The 19,561-nt window shown below is 58.9% G+C and carries 15 protein-coding genes and 3 tRNA genes; 14 read left to right on the top strand and 4 right to left on the bottom strand.

Going from position 1 to position 19,561, the window contains the following annotated elements:
- From ACE04F_RS16705 to ACE04F_RS16695, 3 genes are all read left to right on the top strand, one after another.
- Positions 1-454, top strand: a 454-nt coding sequence (locus ACE04F_RS16705) for a TerC family protein (protein WP_486108383.1), incomplete at its 5' end; no start/stop codon positions are given.
- A 455-nt stretch (positions 455-909) separates the two neighbouring features.
- Positions 910-1,587, top strand: coding sequence for a peptidase C39 family protein (locus tag ACE04F_RS16700; RefSeq protein ID WP_486108381.1), 678 nt, complete (start codon positions 910-912; stop codon positions 1,585-1,587).
- A 100-nt stretch (positions 1,588-1,687) separates the two neighbouring features.
- Entirely contained in the window at positions 1,688-1,891 is a 204-nt protein-coding gene (locus ACE04F_RS16695; RefSeq protein ID WP_305500075.1) for a DUF6021 family protein, read from the top strand.
- Between the two features lie 48 nt (positions 1,892-1,939).
- On the opposite strand, the gene pbpG is transcribed toward ACE04F_RS16695, so the two are convergent.
- Both pbpG and folD read right to left on the bottom strand, forming a co-directional pair.
- The gene (gene pbpG / locus ACE04F_RS16690) at positions 1,940-2,878 is read right to left on the bottom strand and encodes a D-alanyl-D-alanine endopeptidase (RefSeq protein WP_486108379.1); all 939 of its coding nucleotides are present in this window, start codon (positions 2,876-2,878) and stop codon (positions 1,940-1,942) included.
- Between the two features lie 355 nt (positions 2,879-3,233).
- Positions 3,234-4,088, bottom strand: coding sequence for a bifunctional methylenetetrahydrofolate dehydrogenase/methenyltetrahydrofolate cyclohydrolase FolD (gene folD / locus ACE04F_RS16685; RefSeq protein WP_039589132.1), 855 nt, complete (start codon positions 4,086-4,088; stop codon positions 3,234-3,236).
- Between the two features lie 281 nt (positions 4,089-4,369).
- On the opposite strand from folD, the gene ACE04F_RS16680 reads away from it, so the two are divergent.
- The 10 genes from ACE04F_RS16680 to ACE04F_RS16635 all read left to right on the top strand — a co-directional run bounded on the left by ACE04F_RS16680 (position 4,370) and on the right by ACE04F_RS16635 (position 14,704).
- Positions 4,370-4,446: transfer RNA gene (locus tag ACE04F_RS16680), tRNA-Arg, on the top strand.
- 41 nt (positions 4,447-4,487) lie between these two features.
- Positions 4,488-4,563 (top strand) — tRNA-His (locus ACE04F_RS16675).
- A gap of 58 nt (positions 4,564-4,621) precedes the next feature.
- Positions 4,622-4,706: transfer RNA gene (locus tag ACE04F_RS16670), tRNA-Leu, on the top strand.
- Positions 4,707-5,124: 418 nt separating this feature from the next.
- A complete protein-coding gene (gene tig / locus ACE04F_RS16665; protein WP_486108376.1) occupies positions 5,125-6,435 on the top strand; it encodes a trigger factor in 1,311 nt (436 codons plus the stop codon).
- Between the two features lie 92 nt (positions 6,436-6,527).
- Positions 6,528-7,163 carry an ATP-dependent Clp endopeptidase proteolytic subunit ClpP gene (gene clpP, locus ACE04F_RS16660; RefSeq protein ID WP_030140021.1) on the top strand — a complete coding sequence of 212 codons (636 nt, stop codon included), beginning with the start codon at positions 6,528-6,530 and terminating at the stop codon, positions 7,161-7,163.
- Between the two features lie 112 nt (positions 7,164-7,275).
- Positions 7,276-8,559: an ATP-dependent Clp protease ATP-binding subunit ClpX gene (clpX, locus tag ACE04F_RS16655; RefSeq protein WP_024778305.1), complete on the top strand. Its 1,284-nt coding sequence runs from the start codon at positions 7,276-7,278 to the stop codon at positions 8,557-8,559.
- 161 nt (positions 8,560-8,720) lie between these two features.
- Entirely contained in the window at positions 8,721-11,117 is a 2,397-nt protein-coding gene (lon, locus tag ACE04F_RS16650) for an endopeptidase La (RefSeq protein ID WP_305500081.1), read from the top strand.
- Between the two features lie 148 nt (positions 11,118-11,265).
- Complete coding sequence (locus tag ACE04F_RS16645) at positions 11,266-11,538, top strand: HU family DNA-binding protein (RefSeq protein ID WP_008077714.1); 273 nt, start codon at positions 11,266-11,268, stop codon at positions 11,536-11,538.
- A gap of 222 nt (positions 11,539-11,760) precedes the next feature.
- Positions 11,761-13,632, top strand: coding sequence for a SurA N-terminal domain-containing protein (locus ACE04F_RS16640; protein WP_486108372.1), 1,872 nt, complete (start codon positions 11,761-11,763; stop codon positions 13,630-13,632).
- A 220-nt stretch (positions 13,633-13,852) separates the two neighbouring features.
- On the top strand, positions 13,853-14,704 hold the full coding sequence (locus ACE04F_RS16635; RefSeq protein WP_486108370.1) for a DUF2242 domain-containing protein: 852 nt from the start codon (positions 13,853-13,855) through the stop codon (positions 14,702-14,704).
- 295 nt (positions 14,705-14,999) lie between these two features.
- On the opposite strand, the gene ACE04F_RS16630 is transcribed toward ACE04F_RS16635, so the two are convergent.
- Positions 15,000-16,034 carry an AraC family transcriptional regulator gene (locus tag ACE04F_RS16630; RefSeq protein ID WP_486108368.1) on the bottom strand — a complete coding sequence of 345 codons (1,035 nt, stop codon included), beginning with the start codon at positions 16,032-16,034 and terminating at the stop codon, positions 15,000-15,002.
- A 2-nt stretch (positions 16,035-16,036) separates the two neighbouring features.
- The gene (locus ACE04F_RS16625) at positions 16,037-17,167 is read right to left on the bottom strand and encodes a carbon-nitrogen hydrolase family protein (protein ID WP_486108366.1); all 1,131 of its coding nucleotides are present in this window, start codon (positions 17,165-17,167) and stop codon (positions 16,037-16,039) included.
- Positions 17,168-17,430: 263 nt separating this feature from the next.
- Here ACE04F_RS16625 and ACE04F_RS16620 point away from each other — a divergent pair, with 263 nt between their 5' ends.
- Positions 17,431-19,470, top strand: coding sequence for an oxidoreductase (locus ACE04F_RS16620; protein WP_486108365.1), 2,040 nt, complete (start codon positions 17,431-17,433; stop codon positions 19,468-19,470).
- The last annotated feature ends 91 nt before the right edge of the window (positions 19,471-19,561 follow it).

Below are 19,561 nucleotides of genomic sequence, written 5' to 3'. Positions count from 1 at the left end.
GTTCCTGTTGTGGAAGGCGACCACCGAGATCCATCACAGCATGGACCCGGCGCCGAACGATCCCAAGTCGGCCACGTCTGGCGTGACCCTCGGGTTTGCTGCTGCGATCGGTCAGATTCTGATGCTCGACCTGGTGTTTTCCATTGACAGCATCATTACCGCGGTGGGCATGACCGAACACTTGCCGATCATGATCATCGCCGTGGTGGTTTCGGTACTGGTGATGCTGCTGGCCGCCGAGCCGTTGGCGAAGTTCATCAATGACAACCCCACCGTGGTCATGTTGGCCCTGGGCTTCCTGATCATGATCGGCATGACCCTGATCGCCGAAGGTTTCGGTGCCCATGTGCCCAAGGGCTACATCTACGCGGCCATGGCCTTCTCGGCGGCGATCGAGGTGCTGAACATGTTGTCCCGACGCGCCAGGGAGAAAGCGCTCGTCGACAAAGCCTGATACCAGGCAGACAAAAGCCGCCCGGGTCCAAGCCCCGGGCGGCTTTTTTGTGTGCGGCGATAACGTCAGTGTGCGGTGGCGTGGCGCCTGGCGGGTTTGGAGGGCCGTTTCGCTTGAGGGGGAGGTGCGTGGTGATGCCGCCGGGCGATCCGCAGTACGCCCCACAACATGGCCGTCGCTACGCTCAGCCAGCCAAATATCAGCATCAGAATAGTCGTCGTCAGGCTCATCTGTGCCTCCTTCAGCCCGGACTCGGGCAATGCACTCATTACAATGGACAGTCTAGTCGCTCGAGTGTTACGAGCAGTCGATCGCCGGCGGTGGCGACGGATCGGTTCGTTCTATCGCGGTTGTGAAACTCTTGCTTGTGGCTATACCCGGGCGGGCGCGCACTCTATGATCGTCGGCCCAAGCCCGGCCCGGATGCCGGGTCTGCCTGAACAAGAGAGTCATTAATGGTGCCGGTAATTTCATCTTTTCGATCACTGGTAGTGGCACTGACCTGCGCCGCCGTCCTGGCGGGGTGCGCGGGGGGTCTGTCACCGCAGATAAAGCGTCTGCCCGAGCGGGTCGAGCTCAACAGCGTGCCGTTCTTTCGCGGCGAGATGTATCAGGGCGCGCCGCAATCGTTGGCGGCCCTGCTGACCCTGCAAGGGACGGTCATCACGCCCGGGTTGCTGGAAAAACCGTTACACCTGCCCGGAGGCGAGGCGCGTTTGCAGCAAAGTCTGCAAACCCTGGCGCGTGAATATGGGCTGGTGGTCTATCCCCTCGACAATGAACTCGCGGCATTGCTTGAACAGGTGGCGGCGGGTTATCCCGTGCTGTTGCGCTACACCGAGGGTTCGGCGTTCTGGTCCGGGCCGCGCTACGCGATCCTGGCTGGCTACAACCGACAAAAACGTACCGTGCTGCTGCGGTCGGGGATGAACCGGCGGTCGTTGATGAGTTTCGATGCATTCGAATCGGCGTTCAAGGACGCGGGCGGTTGGGCGGTGTTGATACAGCAACCCACGCAACTTCCGGCCAACGTTGACTCCCAGCGCTGGTTGAAGGCCGCCGACGAGTTGGTCGGGGCAGGGCAGGAGCAGGCCGCCGCGCGTGCCACCAAGGCGTTGGGCTCCGCACGCTGAGTCGCGTTCCCGTTCGTCAGCTCTCGGGCACGACCTCGCATGCCTTGGGTTCTTAACGTCAGGGCCTGGAATCTCCGGGCCATGATTCAAGGAGGCAACCATGGCACAGTCGAAAACACCTTCAGGGCCGCATTCTTCCGAGCATTCATCCGGTGATGATGACTTGGGATTCGATCCGGACTCGCCGGATCTCGACGATCCGCAAGTGGACCCGGTAGGGCCGGCCAAGGCGCCCCGGGACGAGGAGGATGAGGAACCGCCTTCTTCGAGAGCCTATGACCCACTGGGTAACCTTAAGCCCTGACGAAAATAGCCCCGACGAGTCGGGGCTATCTGTTTGCGGCACGTCGAATTATTTTGACGCTTCTACCACGCCACTCTGGCGGCTCTTAAGGTTTTTCGCGGCTTTGTATTGCAAGGCCACGGCCGGGACACTGGCGCTTTTGCCTGTCTCGACCCAGCTGCGAATACGGCTGGCATCGGCAAAATGAGTGTACTTGCCGAACGCGTCGAGAATCACCAGCGCCATCGGACGATTACCCATTTTTGTCACCAGCACCAGGCAATGACCGGCCTGGTTGGTGAAGCCAGTCTTGGTCAACTGAATGTCCCAGTGGGCCTTGTGGACCAGATGATCGGTGTTGCGAAAGCCCAGGCTGTAGGCCGGCTTGCGGAACGTCACGGTCTTTTCCTTGGTGGTACTCAATTCGCTCAGCAATGGATATTTGCGAGCGGCGATCAACAGCTTGGTCAGGTCCCGGGCGGTCGAGACGTTGTGAATGGACAGGCCGGTGGGCTCGACATAATGTGTGCTGGACATGCCCAGCGCCTTGGCCTTGGCGTTCATCGCCGCAATGAACGCCGCGTAGCCGCCCGGATAATGATGGGCGAGGCTGGCGGCGGCGCGGTTCTCCGACGACATCAGGGCGATCAGCAGCGTATCCCGGCGTGACAGTTCGCTGTTGAGTTTGACCCGGGAAAACACACCTTTCATTTCCGGCGTGTTGGCGATGGTCATGGAGATGTATTCGTCCAGGTTCTGCCTTGCGTCCAGCACGATCAGGCCGGTCATCAATTTGGTCACCGATGCGATCGGTACCACGACGTCCGGATTGCTCGAATAGACCACCTTGTCCGTCTGCAGGTCCAGCAAGATTGCACTGCCGGAGGCGACCTGCAGTTTTGAAGTGTCTCGTGGCGGAGCAATGGTCTCCTGCGCGCTGGTGTTTTGCGTGATAAAAGTGCCCGTGAACAGGAAAAACAGGCTGAGGATCGAAAGACGGATTTTCACGCGAGTAGACTCGATGGATTGAAGGTGCTGTGGAGCAGCGGCTTGTTGAAAAAGCGCCGCATTTTAGGAGTATGGGCGACGCCAGCGCTATATGCCTGTGCCGTCGGGGCGCATCAATAAATAAAGTTTAATGAAGGCGATTCTGGCGAATCGGATCTGAAAAATTTGTAAATTGGCAGATTCGGGGGCGCGCTGCCCGGGCCAGTGTCCACCGATCAGGGATCAGGTGACAAATACTGTGGGAGCGAGCCTGCTCGCGATAGCGGTGTCTCTGCCAGCATCGATGTTGGCTGATCCCAAGCTATCGCGAGCAGGCTCGCTCCCACAGGGTTTGTGGCTGAGTTGAAACGGCGAATCAGCTATGCAGCGTCTCGGCCGCATAAAGGGTGTTTTCCAGCAGGCAGGCCCGGGTCATCGGTCCTACGCCGCCGGGTACCGGCGTGATCCAGCCGGCGCGGGGCAGGGCGGTCTCGTAGACCACATCGCCCACCAGCTTGCCGTCGTCCTGGCGGTTGATGCCGACGTCGATGACGATGGCGCCTTCCTTGATCCATTCACCTTTGACCAGGCCCGGCTTGCCGGCGGCCACCACCACCAGGTCGGCCCGGCCGACGTGGCCCGCCAGGTCCTTGGTGAAGCGATGGGTCACGGTGACGGTACAGCCAGCGAGCAGCAATTCCATGGCCATCGGCCGGCCAACGATGTTGGAGGCGCCCACGACCACGGCATCGAGCCCGTACAGATCCACGCCAGTGCTTTCCAGCAAGGTCATGATGCCCTTGGGCGTGCACGGGCGCAGCAATGGGATGCGTTGGGCGAGGCGACCGACGTTATAAGGATGGAAACCGTCGACGTCCTTGTCCGGGCGGATACGCTCCAGCAGTTTGGAGGCGTCAAGGTGTTCGGGCAGCGGTAGCTGGAGCAGCACGCCATCGATGTTCGGATCGTCATTGAGGCGGTCGATCAGATCGGCCAGCGCTTGCTGAGTGGTTTCGGAAGGCAGGTCGTAGGCCTGGGAAAGGAAGCCGACCTCTTCACAGTCTTTACGCTTGTGCGAGACATAAACCTGAGAGGCAGGATCGCTGCCGACCAGGATCACCGCAAGGCCGGGCGTGCGCAGGCCTTGCTGGCGGCGCTCGGTGACTCGTTGGGCGATCTGCTGGCGCAGGCTGGCGGCGATCGATTTGCCGTCGATAAGTTGTGCAGTCATTGCGCGTGGTTAACCATCGAGAGGGGAAAAAAAGAGAACGCATTCTCGCATGCCGAGGCGTGAGGGCAAAGGCGCTTGGTCTGCAAATTCCCCTAAGCCCTTTAATTAAATGAATTTTTTTTAAAAAAGAGTTGACGACCTATCGGGCCGTCTATAACATTCGTCGCACTTGTCGGGCACAGCCTAGCACTGGTTAAGAAGGTTGAGCGGAGTTGGTAGTTTAAACTCGGCAAAACTGAAAGCACTTAGTTTGTAATCGTCCAAGAATACAGATTAAAAAGGCGCCCGTAGCTCAGCTGGATAGAGCATCCGCCTTCTAAGCGGATGGTCGCAGGTTCGAGTCCTGCCGGGTGCGCCAATTAGGCAGCTTTGGCACAAGTAACGTTACAAGGCAATATGGTGGGCGTAGCTCAGTTGGTAGAGCACGGGATTGTGACTCCCGTTGTCGTGGGTTCGATCCCCATCGTCCACCCCATATTCTAGAAAGGCGCCAGATCTAAAAATCTGGCGCCTTTGCTTTAAAAGCTTGATACGCGGATGTGGTGGAATTGGTAGACACACTGGATTTAGGTTCCAGCGCCGCAAGGTGTGAGAGTTCGAGTCTCTCCGTCCGCACCATACAAGTCGCTATTTAATTAGCAGAGAACGGCGCAGAACCTGAGAAGGGGCTGCGCCGTTTTTGTTTTCGGTGGTTACGTGTCCGCGTCGGTCTGGCGCGGGCGCTCGGTGGCTGTTTCCTCGCGATTTTGTTTCGCGATGATACTCGGCATGCCCGTCGGTCTTTTTATAGAGGGCCGTACGCCAGGTGCGCGGTTGCGGTGCTTCTATATAGGAAGGTGCTGCGCAGAGCCTTGGCGGTGATCGACTGTATTAGCAAACCGGGCGGGGCATGAACCATGGCCCTGCTTATAAATTCGGCGTCTGTTTCCTGCGTGTTTTCAGTAGGGTGACTTCTTGAGTTTGACCTACTAGAATGCATGCCCTTGATTCTGGGGTCGGAAACGCCCGGCCAACGTCTGTGCAACGAGGAATATCCATGCAAGTTTCTGTTGAAAATACTTCTGCTCTTGAGCGCCGCATGAGCATCACCGTGCCAGCTGAGCGTATCGAGACTCAGGTCAACAAGCGTCTGCAGCAGACTGCCCAAAAGGCCAAAATCCCAGGTTTCCGCCCAGGCAAAGTGCCAATGAGCGTGATCCGTCAGCGTTACGAAGCTGATGCGCGCCAGGAAGCTGTGGGCGACGTGATCCAGTCCTCGTTCTACGAAGCGGTGGTCGAGCAGAAGCTGAATCCGGCTGGCGCTCCTTCCGTCGAGCCTAAAGTGCTGGAAAAAGGCAAGGATCTGGAATTCGTCGCGACGTTCGAAGTGTTCCCGGAGTTCACCGTAGCCGGTTTCGAATCCATTGCCGTCGAGCGCCTGAGCGCTGACGTTTCGGATGCCGACCTGGACAAGATGCTCGACATCCTGCGCAAGCAGAACACTCGTTTCGAAGCCACTGATCGTGCCGCCCAGAACGAAGACCAGCTGAACATCGATTTCGTCGGCAAGGTCGACGGTGAAGTGTTCGCCGGCGGTTCCGCCAAGGCTACCCAGCTGGTGCTGGGCTCCGGTCGCATGATCCCGGGCTTCGAAGACGGCCTGGTTGGCGCCAAGGCTGGCGAAGAGCGCGTTCTGAACGTGACCTTCCCAGAGGATTATCAGAACCTGGACCTGGCCGGCAAAGCCGCCGAGTTCACCGTGACCGTCAACAGCGTTTCCGAGCCTAAGCTGCCTGAGCTGAACGAACAGTTCTTCGCCCAGTTCGGTATCAAGGAAACCGGTCTGGAAGGTTTCCGCGCCGAAGTTCGCAAGAACATGGAACGCGAGCTGCGTCAGGCCATCAAGTCCAAGGTCAAGAACCAGGTCATGGACGGTTTGCTGGCCTCCAACCCGATCGAAGTGCCGAAGGCTCTGCTGGACAACGAAGTGAACCGTCTGCGCGTGCAGGCCGTTCAGCAGTTCGGTGGCAACATCAAGCCTGACCAACTGCCGGCCGAACTGTTTGAAGAGCAAGCCAAGCGCCGCGTGGTGCTGGGCCTGATCGTCGCCGAAGTGGTCAAGCAGTTCGAACTCAAGCCTGACGAAACCCGCGTTCGCGAGCTGATCCAGGAAATGGCCTCGGCTTACCAAGAGCCTGAGCAGGTAGTGTCCTGGTACTACAAGAACGAGCAGCAGCTGAACGAAGTCCGTTCGGTTGTGCTGGAAGAGCAAGTTGTGGATACTGTTCTGCAGAAAGCTAGCGTGACCGACAAAGCGGTCTCTTACGAAGAAGCGGTCAAGCCGGTGGAAGCTCCACAAGCCGATTGATGGTTCTGCGGTAAGAAATACACACCATAAGCCAGCCTTCGCGCTGGCTTATGCGTATTCAAGACATAACTATTTGGGAGTGACTGCGAGACATGTCCCGCAATTCTTTTTATCAGCAGAGCTCTGACATCCAGGCCGCAGGCGGCCTGGTCCCTATGGTTATCGAGCAGTCCGCCCGTGGCGAACGTGCCTATGACATCTATTCGCGTCTGCTCAAGGAACGAGTGATCTTTTTGGTAGGTCCGGTAGAGGACTACATGGCCAACCTGATCTGCGCACAACTGTTGTTCCTTGAAGCTGAAAACCCGGACAAGGACATCCATCTCTATATCAACTCCCCGGGCGGTTCGGTGACGGCGGGCATGTCGATCTACGACACCATGCAGTTCATCAAGCCTAACGTTTCGACGACCTGCATCGGTCAGGCGTGCAGCATGGGTGCGTTTTTGCTGACCGCCGGTGCTCAAGGCAAGCGTTACTGCCTGCCGAATTCCCGCGTGATGATTCACCAGCCGCTGGGCGGTTTCCAAGGCCAGGCATCCGATATCGAAATCCATGCCAAGGAAATCCTCTTCATCCGCGAGCGCCTCAACACCTTGATGGCCAAGCACAGCGGGCGCACGCTTGAAGAAATCGAGCGCGATACCAATCGCGACAATTTCATGAGCGCTGAAGCCGCACGTGAATATGGTCTGATTGATGAAGTGATCAGCCAGCGCCCCGCTTAAAATAAGCAGCTCAAAATGAGGTTGATCGGCAGGTCCGATCATCTGCGGGCTTGAAAAAGCCCGCAATTGCCTTCATCTTGTGTTGCAAGCCTATCGGATTTGGATCGATCGAATGACTGACACCCGCAACGGCGAGGACAACGGCAAACTGCTCTATTGCTCCTTCTGTGGCAAAAGCCAGCATGAAGTACGCAAATTGATTGCCGGCCCCTCGGTCTTCATTTGCGACGAGTGCGTCGACCTGTGCAATGACATCATCCGCGAGGAGGTGCAGGAAGCCCAGGCCGAAAGCAGCGCCCATAAGTTGCCTTCGCCCAAAGAAATCAGCGGCATCCTTGACCAGTATGTAATCGGTCAGGAGCGTGCGAAAAAGGTACTGGCCGTAGCGGTGTACAACCACTACAAGCGCCTGAACCAGCGTGACAAGAAGAATGACGAAGTCGAACTCGGCAAGAGCAACATCCTGCTGATCGGCCCGACAGGCTCGGGTAAGACCCTGCTTGCCGAAACCCTGGCCCGTTTGCTGAACGTTCCGTTCACCATCGCCGACGCAACCACCCTCACCGAGGCGGGTTATGTAGGTGAGGACGTCGAGAACATCATTCAGAAACTCCTGCAGAAGTGCGACTACGATGTGGAGAAGGCCCAGATGGGCATTGTCTACATCGACGAAATCGACAAGATTTCCCGCAAGTCCGATAACCCGTCCATCACCCGGGATGTTTCCGGCGAGGGCGTGCAGCAGGCCTTGCTCAAGTTGATCGAAGGCACGGTCGCTTCCGTTCCGCCCCAAGGCGGTCGCAAGCATCCGCAGCAGGAGTTCCTGCAGGTCGACACGCGTAACATCCTGTTCATCTGCGGTGGTGCGTTCTCCGGCCTGGAAAAGGTCATCCAGAACCGTTCCACCCGTGGCGGCATCGGCTTCAACGCCGAGGTTCGAAGCAAGGAAGAGGGCAAGAAGGTCGGTGAATCCCTGCGTGAAGTCGAACCTGACGATCTGGTCAAGTTCGGCTTGATTCCGGAATTCGTCGGTCGTCTGCCGGTCCTGGCGACGCTGGACGAGCTGGATGAAGCTGCGTTGATGCAGATTCTGACCGAGCCGAAAAATGCGCTGACCAAGCAATATGCCAAGCTGTTCGAAATGGAAGGGGTAGATCTCGAATTCCGTTCCGACGCGCTGAAGTCCGTCGCCAAGCGTGCACTGGAGCGTAAAACCGGTGCCCGTGGGTTGCGCTCGATTCTCGAAGGCGTATTGCTCGACACGATGTACGAAATCCCCTCGCAGTCCGAGGTGAGTAAAGTCGTCATCGACGAAAGCGTCATAGAAGGCAAGTCCAAGCCACTGTATATCTACGAAAACAGTGAGCCGGCTGCCAAGGCTGCGCCGGACGCATAAGTGTCCCGCTGTCGGAATAAAGGAGGGGCCTTCGGGCCCCTTTGCTATTAGCGCGTTTTAGACGTGTCTTAGCGCTTGTTTTTTTTGAAGGCTGCCCCCATCTTGGTTTCAAGCTTACTTCCATCTGTTCACGGCCTTACGGCCGCCGTAGAGGCGAAATCATGAAGACAACCATCGAATTGCCTCTCCTGCCATTGCGCGATGTCGTGGTATATCCGCACATGGTTATCCCACTGTTCGTGGGGCGCGAGAAGTCCATCGAAGCCCTCGAGGCCGCGATGACGGGTGATAAGCAGATTCTTCTGATCGCTCAGAGAAACCCTGCCGACGATGATCCCGGTGAAGACGCACTTTATCGCGTAGGTACGATTGCAACGGTCCTGCAACTGCTCAAGCTCCCTGACGGTACCGTGAAGGTGCTGGTCGAGGGCGAACAGCGCGGGGCGGTCGAGCGTTTCAGCGAAGTGGACGGGCATTGCCGTGCCGAGGTGTCGCTGATCGACGAGGTCGAAGCGCCGGAGCGTGAGTCGGAGGTGTTTGTCCGTAGCCTGCTGTCGCAGTTCGAACAGTATGTGCAGTTGGGCAAGAAGGTGCCTGCCGAGGTCCTGTCGTCGCTCAACAGCATCGACGAGCCGGGACGCCTGGTCGATACGATGGCGGCCCACATGGCCCTCAAGATCGAGCAGAAGCAGGAAATCCTTGAGATTATTGAGTTGTCGGCGCGTGTCGAGCACGTCCTGGCATTGCTCGACGGCGAAATCGACCTGCTGCAGGTTGAAAAACGCATTCGTGGTCGCGTCAAGAAACAGATGGAGCGCAGTCAGCGTGAGTACTATCTGAATGAGCAGATGAAGGCCATTCAGAAAGAGCTCGGCGATGGCGACGAAGGTCACAACGAAATCGAAGAGCTGAAAAAACGCATCGATGCCGCTGGCCTGCCAAAGGATGCGCTTGCCAAGGCCCAGGCCGAGCTGAACAAGCTCAAGCAGATGTCGCCGATGTCTGCCGAAGCCACCGTGGTGCGTTCCTACATCGACTGGCTTGTCCAGGTGCCGTGGAAAGCCCAGAGCAAGGTGCGCCTGGACCTGGCGCGGGCCGAGGACATCCTCGACGCCGACCATTACGGCCTGGAGGAGGTCAAGGAGCGCATCCTTGAATACCTCGCCGTGCAGAAACGCGTGAAGAAAATCCGTGGCCCGGTCCTGTGCCTGGTGGGTCCTCCAGGTGTGGGCAAAACATCCCTGGCGGAATCGATCGCCCATGCCACCAACCGTAAATTTGTGCGCATGGCGCTTGGCGGCGTGCGTGACGAGGCGGAAATTCGTGGTCATCGCCGCACGTACATCGGTTCCATGCCAGGAAGATTGATTCAAAAGATGACGAAGGTGGGTGTACGCAACCCGCTGTTCCTTTTGGATGAAATCGACAAGATGGGCAGCGATATGCGCGGTGATCCTGCGTCTGCGTTGCTTGAGGTGCTCGATCCCGAGCAGAATCACAATTTCAACGATCACTATCTGGAAGTCGACTACGACCTCTCCGACGTGATGTTCCTGTGCACCTCCAACTCGATGAATATCCCGCCAGCGTTGCTGGACCGGATGGAGGTGATTCGTCTGCCGGGCTACACCGAAGACGAGAAGATCAACATCGCCGTCAAGTACCTTTCGCCCAAGCAGATCCAGGCCAACGGCCTGAAAAAGGGTGAGCTGGAATTCGACGAGGAGGCGATTCGCGACATCATCCGTTACTACACCCGTGAAGCCGGTGTGCGTGGTCTAGAGCGGCAGATTGCCAAGGTCTGCCGCAAGGCGGTCAAAGAACACGCGCTGGAAAAACGCTTCGCGGTCAAGGTGACATCCGACCTGCTGGAGCACTTCCTTGGTGTGCGCAAGTTCCGCTACGGACTCGCCGAGCAACAGGACCAGATCGGTCAGGTGACCGGCCTCGCGTGGACGCAGGTCGGCGGCGAGCTGCTGACCATCGAAGCCGCCGTGGTTCCGGGCAAGGGCCAGTTGATCAAGACCGGTTCCCTCGGCGACGTCATGGTGGAATCAATCACCGCGGCGCTGACAGTTGTGCGCAGCCGTGCTCGAAGCCTGGGTATTCCCTTGGATTTCCACGAGAAGCGCGACACACATATCCACATGCCGGAGGGGGCCACACCGAAGGATGGACCGAGCGCCGGCGTAGGCATGTGCACCGCCCTGGTTTCAGCGCTGACGGGCATTCCGGTGCGTGCGGATGTCGCCATGACCGGCGAAATCACTCTGCGCGGCCAGGTCCTGGCGATTGGTGGCTTGAAAGAAAAACTTCTCGCGGCGCACCGCGGCGGGATCAAGATCGTGATCATTCCGGAAGAGAATGTCCGTGATCTCAAGGAAATTCCCGACAACATCAAGCAGGATCTTCAGATCAAACCGGTTAAATGGATTGACGAAGTCCTGCAAATTGCGCTGCAATACGCGCCGGAGCCCTTGCCGGATGTGGCTCCGGAGATTGTCGCAAAGGAAGAAAAGCGAGAGTCTGACTCTAAGGAAAGAATTAGCACGCATTAATACGCATTTGCCTGGGGGGCTTCCTTGACAGTTTTTTAGAGCCCTTGTTATAAAGCGGCTCTTAAGTGTCTGCAGGCCATTCAGCACTCGTTTTTGCTTTCACCAAAAAAACTTAGAATCATCTCAAATAGATATAAGGGGACTTAGAGTGAACAAGTCGGAACTGATTGATGCTATCGCTGCATCCGCTGATATCCCGAAAGCTGCTGCTGGCCGTGCGCTGGACGCTGTAATCGAATCCGTCACTGGCGCTCTGAAGGCTGGCGACTCTGTTGTTCTGGTGGGTTTCGGTACGTTCTCCGTTACCGATCGTCCAGCTCGTGTTGGTCGCAACCCGCAGACTGGCAAGACGCTGCAAATCGCCGCTGCCAAAAAGCCGGGCTTCAAAGCTGGTAAAGCGCTGAAAGAAGCCGTCAACTAAGTTTATTGAGTTTATCCGGGTCGGGGTCATGCCTGGCTTGGCAGCGGAGCGGTAATACAGCCGGTAACAAGCGGGCTGTCACGCCAGGGCTCGCGGGTTCGAGCCCGGTCCGCTCCGCCAGTTACGAGAAGGCGCATCCTCGGATGCGCCTTTCTTCTATCCGGATTCTACCCACGCTCCACGGTTGCCTAATTTTGAAGTTCAACCGTTTCTGGGGGACGCATGCTGCAGAATATCAGGGACAATTCACAAGGCTGGATTGCCAAGACCATCATCGGGATCATCGTCGCATTGATGGCGTTGACCGGTTTCGAAGCTATTTTTCAAGCCACTACCAACAGCAATGACGCGGCCAAGGTCAACGGCGAAAAAATCAGCCAGAACGAGCTGAGCCAGGCGGTCGACATGCAACGCCGTCAGCTCATGCAACAGCTGGGCAAGGATTTCGATGCCTCTTTGCTGGACGAAAAAATGCTGCGTGACTCGGCGCTCAAAGGGCTGATCGATCGCAAGCTGTTGCTGCAAGGCGCACACGATGCGAAATTCGCTTTCTCCGAAGCCGCGCTGGACCAGGTAATCCTGCAGACGCCGGAATTCCAGGTCGACGGTAAATTCAGCCCGGAGCGTTTCGACCAGGTGATTCGCCAGTTGGGTTATGGCCGACTGCAGTTTCGCGAAATGCTGGCGCAGGAAATGCTCATTGGCCAATTGCGTGCCGGTCTCGCTGGCAGCGGCTTTGTCACCGATGCCCAGGTGTTGGCATTCGCCCGCCTGGAAAAACAGACCCGCGATTTCGCTACGCTCACCGTCAAGGCGGATCCGGCAGCCGTGAAGCTGACCGACGATGAGGTCAAGGCTTACTACGACCAGCACGCCAAGGAATTCATGACGCCTGATCAGGTCGTCATCGACTATCTGGAGTTGAAAAAGGCTTCGTTCTTCGATCAGGTCAGCGTCAAGGATGAAGACCTGCAAGCGGCCTACCAGAAAGAGATCGCCAATCTTTCCGAACAGCGTCGTGCTGCGCATATCCTGATCGAAGTGAACGACAAGGTCACCGAAGCCCAGGCCAAGGCCAAGATCGAGGAAATCCAGGCTCGACTGGCCAAAGGCGAGTCGTTTGAGGCGCTGGCGAAGGAATTTTCCCAGGATCCGGGCTCTGCCAACAACGGCGGCGATCTCGGTTATGCCGGTCCAGGCGTCTATGATCCGGAATTCGAAACGGCGCTGTATGCGTTGAACAAGGATCAGGTTTCGGCACCGGTGCGAACCGGTTTCGGTCTGCACCTGATCAAGCTGCTGGGTGTCGAAGCGCCTGAGGTTCCGAGCTTTGCGAGCCTGAAGGAAAAGCTGACGCGTGATCTGAAGACGCAGCAAGTGGAGCAGCGGTTCGTCGAGGCGACCAAGCAACTGGAGGACGCTTCGTTCGAGGCTTCCGACCTGGCTCAGCCAGCCCAGGACCTGAAGCTGACGGTCCATACGTCGGCACCTTTCGGTCGTGAAGGCGGCGAAGGGATCGCGGCCAATCGCGCCGTGGTCACTGCCGCGTTCAGCCCGGAAGTGCTGGAAGAGGGAGCCAACAGCACCGCCATCGAGCTGGACCCGGAAACCGTCGTGGTGCTGCGTGCCAAGGAGCATCGCAAGCCGCAACAGCTGCCGCTGGAAAGCGTGGCCGGGCCGATCCGCGCCCAATTGGCCAAGGAACATGCCAGCGCTGCCGCCAAGACCCAGGCCGACGAATTGATTGCCAGTCTGCGCGATGGCAAGACGGCACAGGACAAGCCGGTCAACGGTCAAGGCTGGAAAGTCGTCGAAGCGGCGACCCGCAGCCAGGAAGGTATCGACCCTGCGGTGCTGCAGGCGCTGTTCCGCATGTCCAAGCCTGAGTCGAAGGACAAGCCGACATTCGCCAGCGTGACCCTGCCTGACGGCGGCGTGACGGTCCTGCGCTTGAACGGCGTCAACGAAGGTGCTGCTCCGACCGAGGAAGAAAAGGCTGAGTACCGTCGGTACCTGGCGTCCCGTGTTGGCCAGCAGGACTTCGCGGCCTATCGCAAGCAATTGGAAAGCGAGGCAGACATCAAGCGCTTCTAAGGGCTCGATGCGTTGCCTGAAGACCCCGGCCAAAAGACCGGGGTCTTTTTGTATCTGTGTATTGCCACGACGGCGATGTTCGTCGATTCCTCCAAATTGCTTCTTTTTCCCGCTGGCATCCCCCCGTAGACTTGTAAGCCCTTTGAGACAAGATTACTCAAGCTGCCCGGCGGCGTTCTGTTGCACAATACGCCCCGGACTGTTTCCCTCAGGATGTTCAATGTTCAGATCATTTCGCATGCGCACCGTTGGGCTGGCGTTACTGCTGGTCGTCGCGACCGGTTGCTCTTCCAAGAAAGCGGCCATTTACGAGCACGAGAACTTCGATGATTCGGGCACGTTCTCGCGTACCTATCCGGTGACTGACGTGGCGACCTGTGAAGCAGGGCGTCGTGCGCTGCTGAGCCAGGGCTACATCATCACCAGCAGCGATCCGAAGCTGGTCAGCGGCCACAAGAGTTTCCAGCAGACCGGCGACACGCACATGGAGATCAGTTTCAACCTGGTCTGTGCCGAAGATGGTGGTCCTGGTCATCGCGCAACCATTTTTGCCAATGCGCTGCAGGACCGTTATGCCCTGAAGAAAACCAATAACTCCGCGAGCCTGGGCGTGGGTGTATTGGGGTCGGTGTCGATGCCGATAGGCTCGTCGGACGATTCGATGGTCAAGGTCGCCAGCGAAACCGTGTCCGCGGCCAAATTTTATGAGCGTTTCTTTGCGCTGGTGGAAGTGTTCCTGCCTCCTGAAGCAAAAAAATCCGCAGAGAACGTCGAGAAAGCAAAAGCCGAACTGGGCATTCCAGAGCCCAAGGCGGAGCCGGCTTCTCTGGTGCCTGCTGCAACTCCAGCGACGACACCGGCTCCCGCTGCGCCGGTTGAAGAGGCTGCTCCGGCACCTGTTGAAACCGCGCCGGCCGCTTCCGAGCCGGTCGCGCCGCCTGCCGAGCCTGCGCCGATCGCTCCCAGCGAGCCGGAGCCTTATGCGCCCTCATCGACAGAAAACATTACCCCGCCACCGCCGAGTTCCTTGCCGGCACCGACCGAGCCGATCCAGCCGCTCCCTGCACCCTGAGCGCGGTGGCAGGGCGGTAACGCCTTGCCACACCTGCGCTGATTAAATTCCCAATGCTGTGCTACGTTTAATTCATGAAGCCTTGGCTTCATGTTTTGTTCATCAAGCAGCTTTATGCTGATTCCAAGGCCATCAGGCATCGGTTTCATCGATTATTGGGAAGGATAGGCAATGGACGATTATCAGGAAGAGCTGCTCGAATATCAGGCTTATGAGCTGGACCCCCTGGAACCTGCCGAAGACGCCACGGAACTGTAGGTAGCAGAGATTACATTCCGGACCGGGAGCCTGGTGTTCACGTTGCTCTACGGCTACGCCGGAATTCTCCCGGCGTCTGGTTGTTCCAGCGCTTGAAAGCCCGTTGGAATGCCTCGGCGGAGGCGAACCCCAGTAGGTAAGCGATTTCGCCAAAGGCCAGCTCCGTATCGCGGATGTACGTCATGGCAAGGTCTCGGCGCGTATCGTTGAGGATCGCCCGGAACTGCGTACCTTCTTCCGCCAGCTTGCGGCGCAGCGTCCAGGTCGGCAGCTTCAGGCGCATCGCCACTTCTTCCAGATCCGGCTCCCGTCCGCCGTTGAGCAGCGGCCCCAGCAATTGAATGATTCGCTCGCGCAGGGTGCGGGTGCGAGTCAGCTGTTCCAGTTCCCGTTCACATAACTGAACCAGGTGGCGCCAGGTGCTGGGGCAATGCTGTGGGTTGCGCAGGGCGAGGCTGTCCAGCCCCAGGCGCAATTGGTTCTGCTCGGCTGCGAACTGGATCGGGCCTTCGCCGAGGCTGCGGTAGGCTTCGAGGTAAGTTGGCTCCCCGAATTCGATTTCGATACGTTCGGCCCGCAACACCACGTCGCAGACGCTGGACAATTGCCGGAGCCAGCCAGCAATGATCGAGTCCACGACGAAGCGGTTGTAGGCGTTATACGGGCTGATGGAGTAGAACCGCAGCCACGCGCCCCGGGCATCCTCGTGAAGACTCGATTGCCCACGGTAGTTGGAGCCGTACAGGGGCTCGAAGCGGATCATGCAACGTGCGGCTTCGCGTACGGTGGGTGCCTGGGCCGCGGTGACGCCGGCCAGCCCAGCCTGGCTCAGGCGACTGAGCTGGCCCATGCGCAGGCCCAAGGCGGTATCCTGTGTCAGCTGGATGGCGGCATGGCCCAGGCGCATGTAACGCGGGATCGACAGGCGCGCCCCGGGCTCAGCCAGGCGTGCGGCATCGAGGCCGTACTGTTCGAGCAACGGCTGTGGGTCATGACCATGGCTGGCCACTGCGTCCGCCAGGCTATGGACGAAACCCACGGACAGGTCACCCAGGCGCATAGGCTTTTGCATATTTACAACCACAGGTTGAGCAGGCGTGCGCCACGGGCTTCACCATCGGTGAATTGCTCGCCGTTGTGGCTGATGAAGCTCTGGCCAGCGCTGCCGTTGTCCCAGAACTGCCCGCGCAAGAATACGCTGACGCCACCATGGGCCTGGCTGACCGGCAGCCGGCTGGTCAACGTCAGCCGGCGCCAGGCCTGTCCTTCGCTCACCTCACCGGGCTTGAGGCTGACCTCGCTGGGAGTGGACAGGCCTTTGTAGCCGGCCCAAGGCTTGTTCCAGGCGTCGCGACCGATGACAAAGGCGGGCACGGCGATCAATTGAGCCCCTTGTTCGTCGAGTTGTCGATAATGAAGCGGATACCAACTGTCGCTGCCGATCAGCACGCCCAGGCGCCCGGCCGGCGTGTCAATGACATGGGTGACATCCGGCCGTTCGGCTCCAAGTACGTCCTGCTGCTCAAACACCGGGTGTCGCTGGCGTTGTGGTTGGCCGATCGGGCGGCCGTCACGACCGAACACCAGGCTGCTGTTGTACAACGCGCCACCACCGATTTTCAGCTCGCCTTCGCTGACGCTGGGCTCGGGCAGTACGATGGAGCCGGCCACGAGCGTTACGCCGAACTCCTTGGCCAGTCCGCCAAACAGCGCCTGGTAGTCATGGGCCATGCTGTCCGCTTTCATGCGCAAGTAAGCATCGTCCAGCCGGCTGTCGCCTTGGGCGCTGGCCAATGCGCGGATAAAGGCCAACGGATTGCTGATGGCGAGCCAGTTCATGGCCTGTTTGAAGGTCGTGGCCTGGTAAACCTCATCCTTTTCACCGGTGACCATCAACCAGGTGCCGATATGCTCGGGCAGGACCACGATGGTCTTATCGTTGACGAACCCTTGCTCGCGGGCAGTTTGCAGGTACGCCGCCAGCTTGCGATGCAGGCGTTCGGGGCTTTGGTAGTCGGTGGGGAACAATTCCGGCTGGATGCCCAGCAGGTTGCCTCGATCGGCGCGCGTACCCCGGTCGACCGCCAGGTTGATTCGCAGGTCCGACAGGTAATGGCCTGCCGGGCGGTCCGCTGTCCACAGTGCATAGGTGATCAGGACGGCCAGCAGGGCCAGTGAGAACAGCAGGTACAGAAATTTGCGCATGGGGACAGTCAATGGCCGCTTACAGGTTCGTGATTTTCATCATGAGTCACGCGGCAGGGTACGGTAAAACAACGGTTTAGCGAAAGGGCGCATGCTTGCACGTCGGCAACCGTCTGCCGGCCCACGCTCTGCGCATTTTGATCATTAACTTGTCACTTACGGCCATTGAGCGACCGCATCTCGGCTCTTACGCTGTCGGTCATGACTGATGGGAGCCGCAGAGCTTCCACGTTTTCCCGTGATCGCCCGTAGTGGAGTTACCGATGACCGCCCCTCATTACCCGCATTTGCTGGCACCGTTGGACCTGGGTTTTACCACATTGCGCAACCGTACCCTGATGGGGTCGATGCACACCGGTCTTGAAGAAAAGCCCGGCGGTTTCGAGCGCATGGCGGCGTATTTTGCCGAGCGGGCCCGGGGTGGGGTCGGCCTGATGGTCACCGGGGGAATCGGGCCGAACGATGAAGGTGGCGTGTACTCCGGCGCGGCCAAGCTGACAACCGAGGAAGAAGCCCTCAACCACCAGATCGTCACGCGGGCCGTTCATGAAGCGGGTGGCAAGATCTGCATGCAGATCCTCCACGCTGGCCGTTATGCCTACAGCCCCAAGCAGGTGGCGCCGAGCGCGATCCAGGCGCCGATCAACCCGTTCAAGCCCAGGGAGCTGGACGAAGAGGGCATCGAGAAGCAGATCCGCGATTTTGTCACGTGTTCGGTATTGGCTCAAAAGGCCGAGTACGACGGTGTCGAGATCATGGGCTCGGAAGGCTATTTCATCAATCAGTTCCTCGCTGCGCATACCAACCACCGCACTGATCGCTGGGGTGGGAGCTATGAAAATCGCATGCGCCTGCCGGTGGAAATCGTGCGCCGAGTACGCGAAGCGGTAGGTCCGAACTTCATCATTATCTTTCGCCTGTCGATGCTCGACCTGGTGGAAGGTGGCAGTACCTGGGATGAAATCGTCCAATTGGCCAAGGCCATCGAGCAGGCCGGCGCGACAATCATCAACACCGGTATCGGTTGGCATGAGGCGCGTATCCCCACTATCGCCACCAAGGTCCCGCGGGCAGCGTTCAGTAAAGTCACCGCCAAGCTGCGTGGCTCGGTGAGCATTCCGCTGATCACCACTAACCGCATCAACACCCCTGAGGTGGCCGAGCAGATCCTCGCCGAAGGCGACGCCGACATGGTCTCCATGGCGCGGCCGTTCCTTGCGGACCCGGAGTTCGTCAACAAGGCCGCCGCTGGTCGCGCGGACGAAATCAACACCTGCATCGGCTGCAACCAGGCCTGCCTCGACCATACGTTCGGGGGCAAGCTCACCAGTTGCCTGGTGAACCCGCGCGCCTGCCATGAAACCGAACTCAATTACCTGCCCGTAACCCAGGTGAAAAAAATCGCCGTGGTGGGCGCCGGTCCTGCCGGACTGTCCGCGGCTACCGTGGCGGCCGAACGCGGTCATCAAGTGACGCTGTTCGATTCGGCCAGCGAAATTGGCGGCCAGTTCAACGTTGCCAAGCGCGTTCCGGGCAAGGAGGAGTTCTTCGAAACCCTACGGTATTTCAAACGCAAGTTGCAGACGTCCCACGTCGAGCTGTGCCTCGATACCCGGGTCGATGTGGCGCAACTGGTGGCTGGCGGTTTTGACGAGATCATCCTCGCCACCGGCATCGCCCCGCGTGTGCCGGCCATTCCAGGGGTCGAGCACCCCAAGGTGCTGAGCTACCTGGACGTGATCCTTGAGCGCAAGCCGGTGGGCCGCAGTGTTGCCGTGATCGGCGCCGGCGGGATCGGTTTCGATGTGTCGGAGTTTCTCGTTCATCAAGGGGTTGCCACCAGCCAGGATCGCCAAGCGTTCTGGAAGGAATGGGGCATCGACACCCAGCTGCAGGCTCGCGGCGGCGTGGCCGGAATCAAGCCCGAACCTCATGCACCGGCGCGGCAGGTGTTCCTGTTGCAGCGCAAGAAGTCCAAGGTCGGCGACGGGCTGGGCAAGACTACCGGCTGGATCCATCGTACCGGCCTGAAAAACAAGCGAGTGCAGATGCTCAACAGCGTCGAATACCTGAAAATCGATGACGAAGGCCTGCACATTCGCATCGGCGAAGCCGGTGAGCCACAAGTGCTGGTCGTCGACAACGTGGTAATTTGCGCCGGCCAGGACCCGTTGCGCGAGTTGCAAGAAGGCCTGGAAGCGGCGGGGCAGACTGTCCACCTCATCGGCGGTGCCGACGTGGCGGCAGAGCTGGATGCCAAGCGCGCGATCAACCAGGGCTCGCGATTGGCGGCGCAGTTGTAGCGCTCAACCTTTCGGGAAAGGTTTGCCCTTGGGGAGGGGGGGGGGGGGGGGGGCGGTCAGTCATTTGCATGAGTGTCGACTGACCTGGCGC

Source organism: Pseudomonas sp. AGC41, assembly GCF_057334555.1.
Note: the sequence above shows the minus strand (reverse complement) of the source record. Positions and strands in the feature narration are given on the sequence as shown.

What these genes read in the sequence shown, in the direction of transcription:
- ACE04F_RS16700 (WP_486108381.1), top strand. Translation starts at nt 910, where the DNA reads ATGGTGCCGGTAATTTCATCTTTTCGATCACTGGTAGTGGCACTGACC.
- ACE04F_RS16695 (WP_305500075.1), top strand. Translation starts at nt 1,688, where the DNA reads ATGGCACAGTCGAAAACACCTTCAGGGCCGCATTCTTCCGAGCATTCA.
- folD (WP_039589132.1), bottom strand. Translation starts at nt 4,088, where the DNA reads ATGACTGCACAACTTATCGACGGCAAATCGATCGCCGCCAGCCTGCGC.
- tig (WP_486108376.1), top strand. Translation starts at nt 5,125, where the DNA reads ATGCAAGTTTCTGTTGAAAATACTTCTGCTCTTGAGCGCCGCATGAGC.
- clpP (WP_030140021.1), top strand. Translation starts at nt 6,528, where the DNA reads ATGTCCCGCAATTCTTTTTATCAGCAGAGCTCTGACATCCAGGCCGCA.
- clpX (WP_024778305.1), top strand. Translation starts at nt 7,276, where the DNA reads ATGACTGACACCCGCAACGGCGAGGACAACGGCAAACTGCTCTATTGC.
- lon (WP_305500081.1), top strand. Translation starts at nt 8,721, where the DNA reads ATGAAGACAACCATCGAATTGCCTCTCCTGCCATTGCGCGATGTCGTG.
- ACE04F_RS16640 (WP_486108372.1), top strand. Translation starts at nt 11,761, where the DNA reads ATGCTGCAGAATATCAGGGACAATTCACAAGGCTGGATTGCCAAGACC.
- ACE04F_RS16635 (WP_486108370.1), top strand. Translation starts at nt 13,853, where the DNA reads ATGTTCAGATCATTTCGCATGCGCACCGTTGGGCTGGCGTTACTGCTG.
- ACE04F_RS16630 (WP_486108368.1), bottom strand. Translation starts at nt 16,034, where the DNA reads ATGCAAAAGCCTATGCGCCTGGGTGACCTGTCCGTGGGTTTCGTCCAT.
- ACE04F_RS16625 (WP_486108366.1), bottom strand. Translation starts at nt 17,167, where the DNA reads ATGCGCAAATTTCTGTACCTGCTGTTCTCACTGGCCCTGCTGGCCGTC.
- ACE04F_RS16620 (WP_486108365.1), top strand. Translation starts at nt 17,431, where the DNA reads ATGACCGCCCCTCATTACCCGCATTTGCTGGCACCGTTGGACCTGGGT.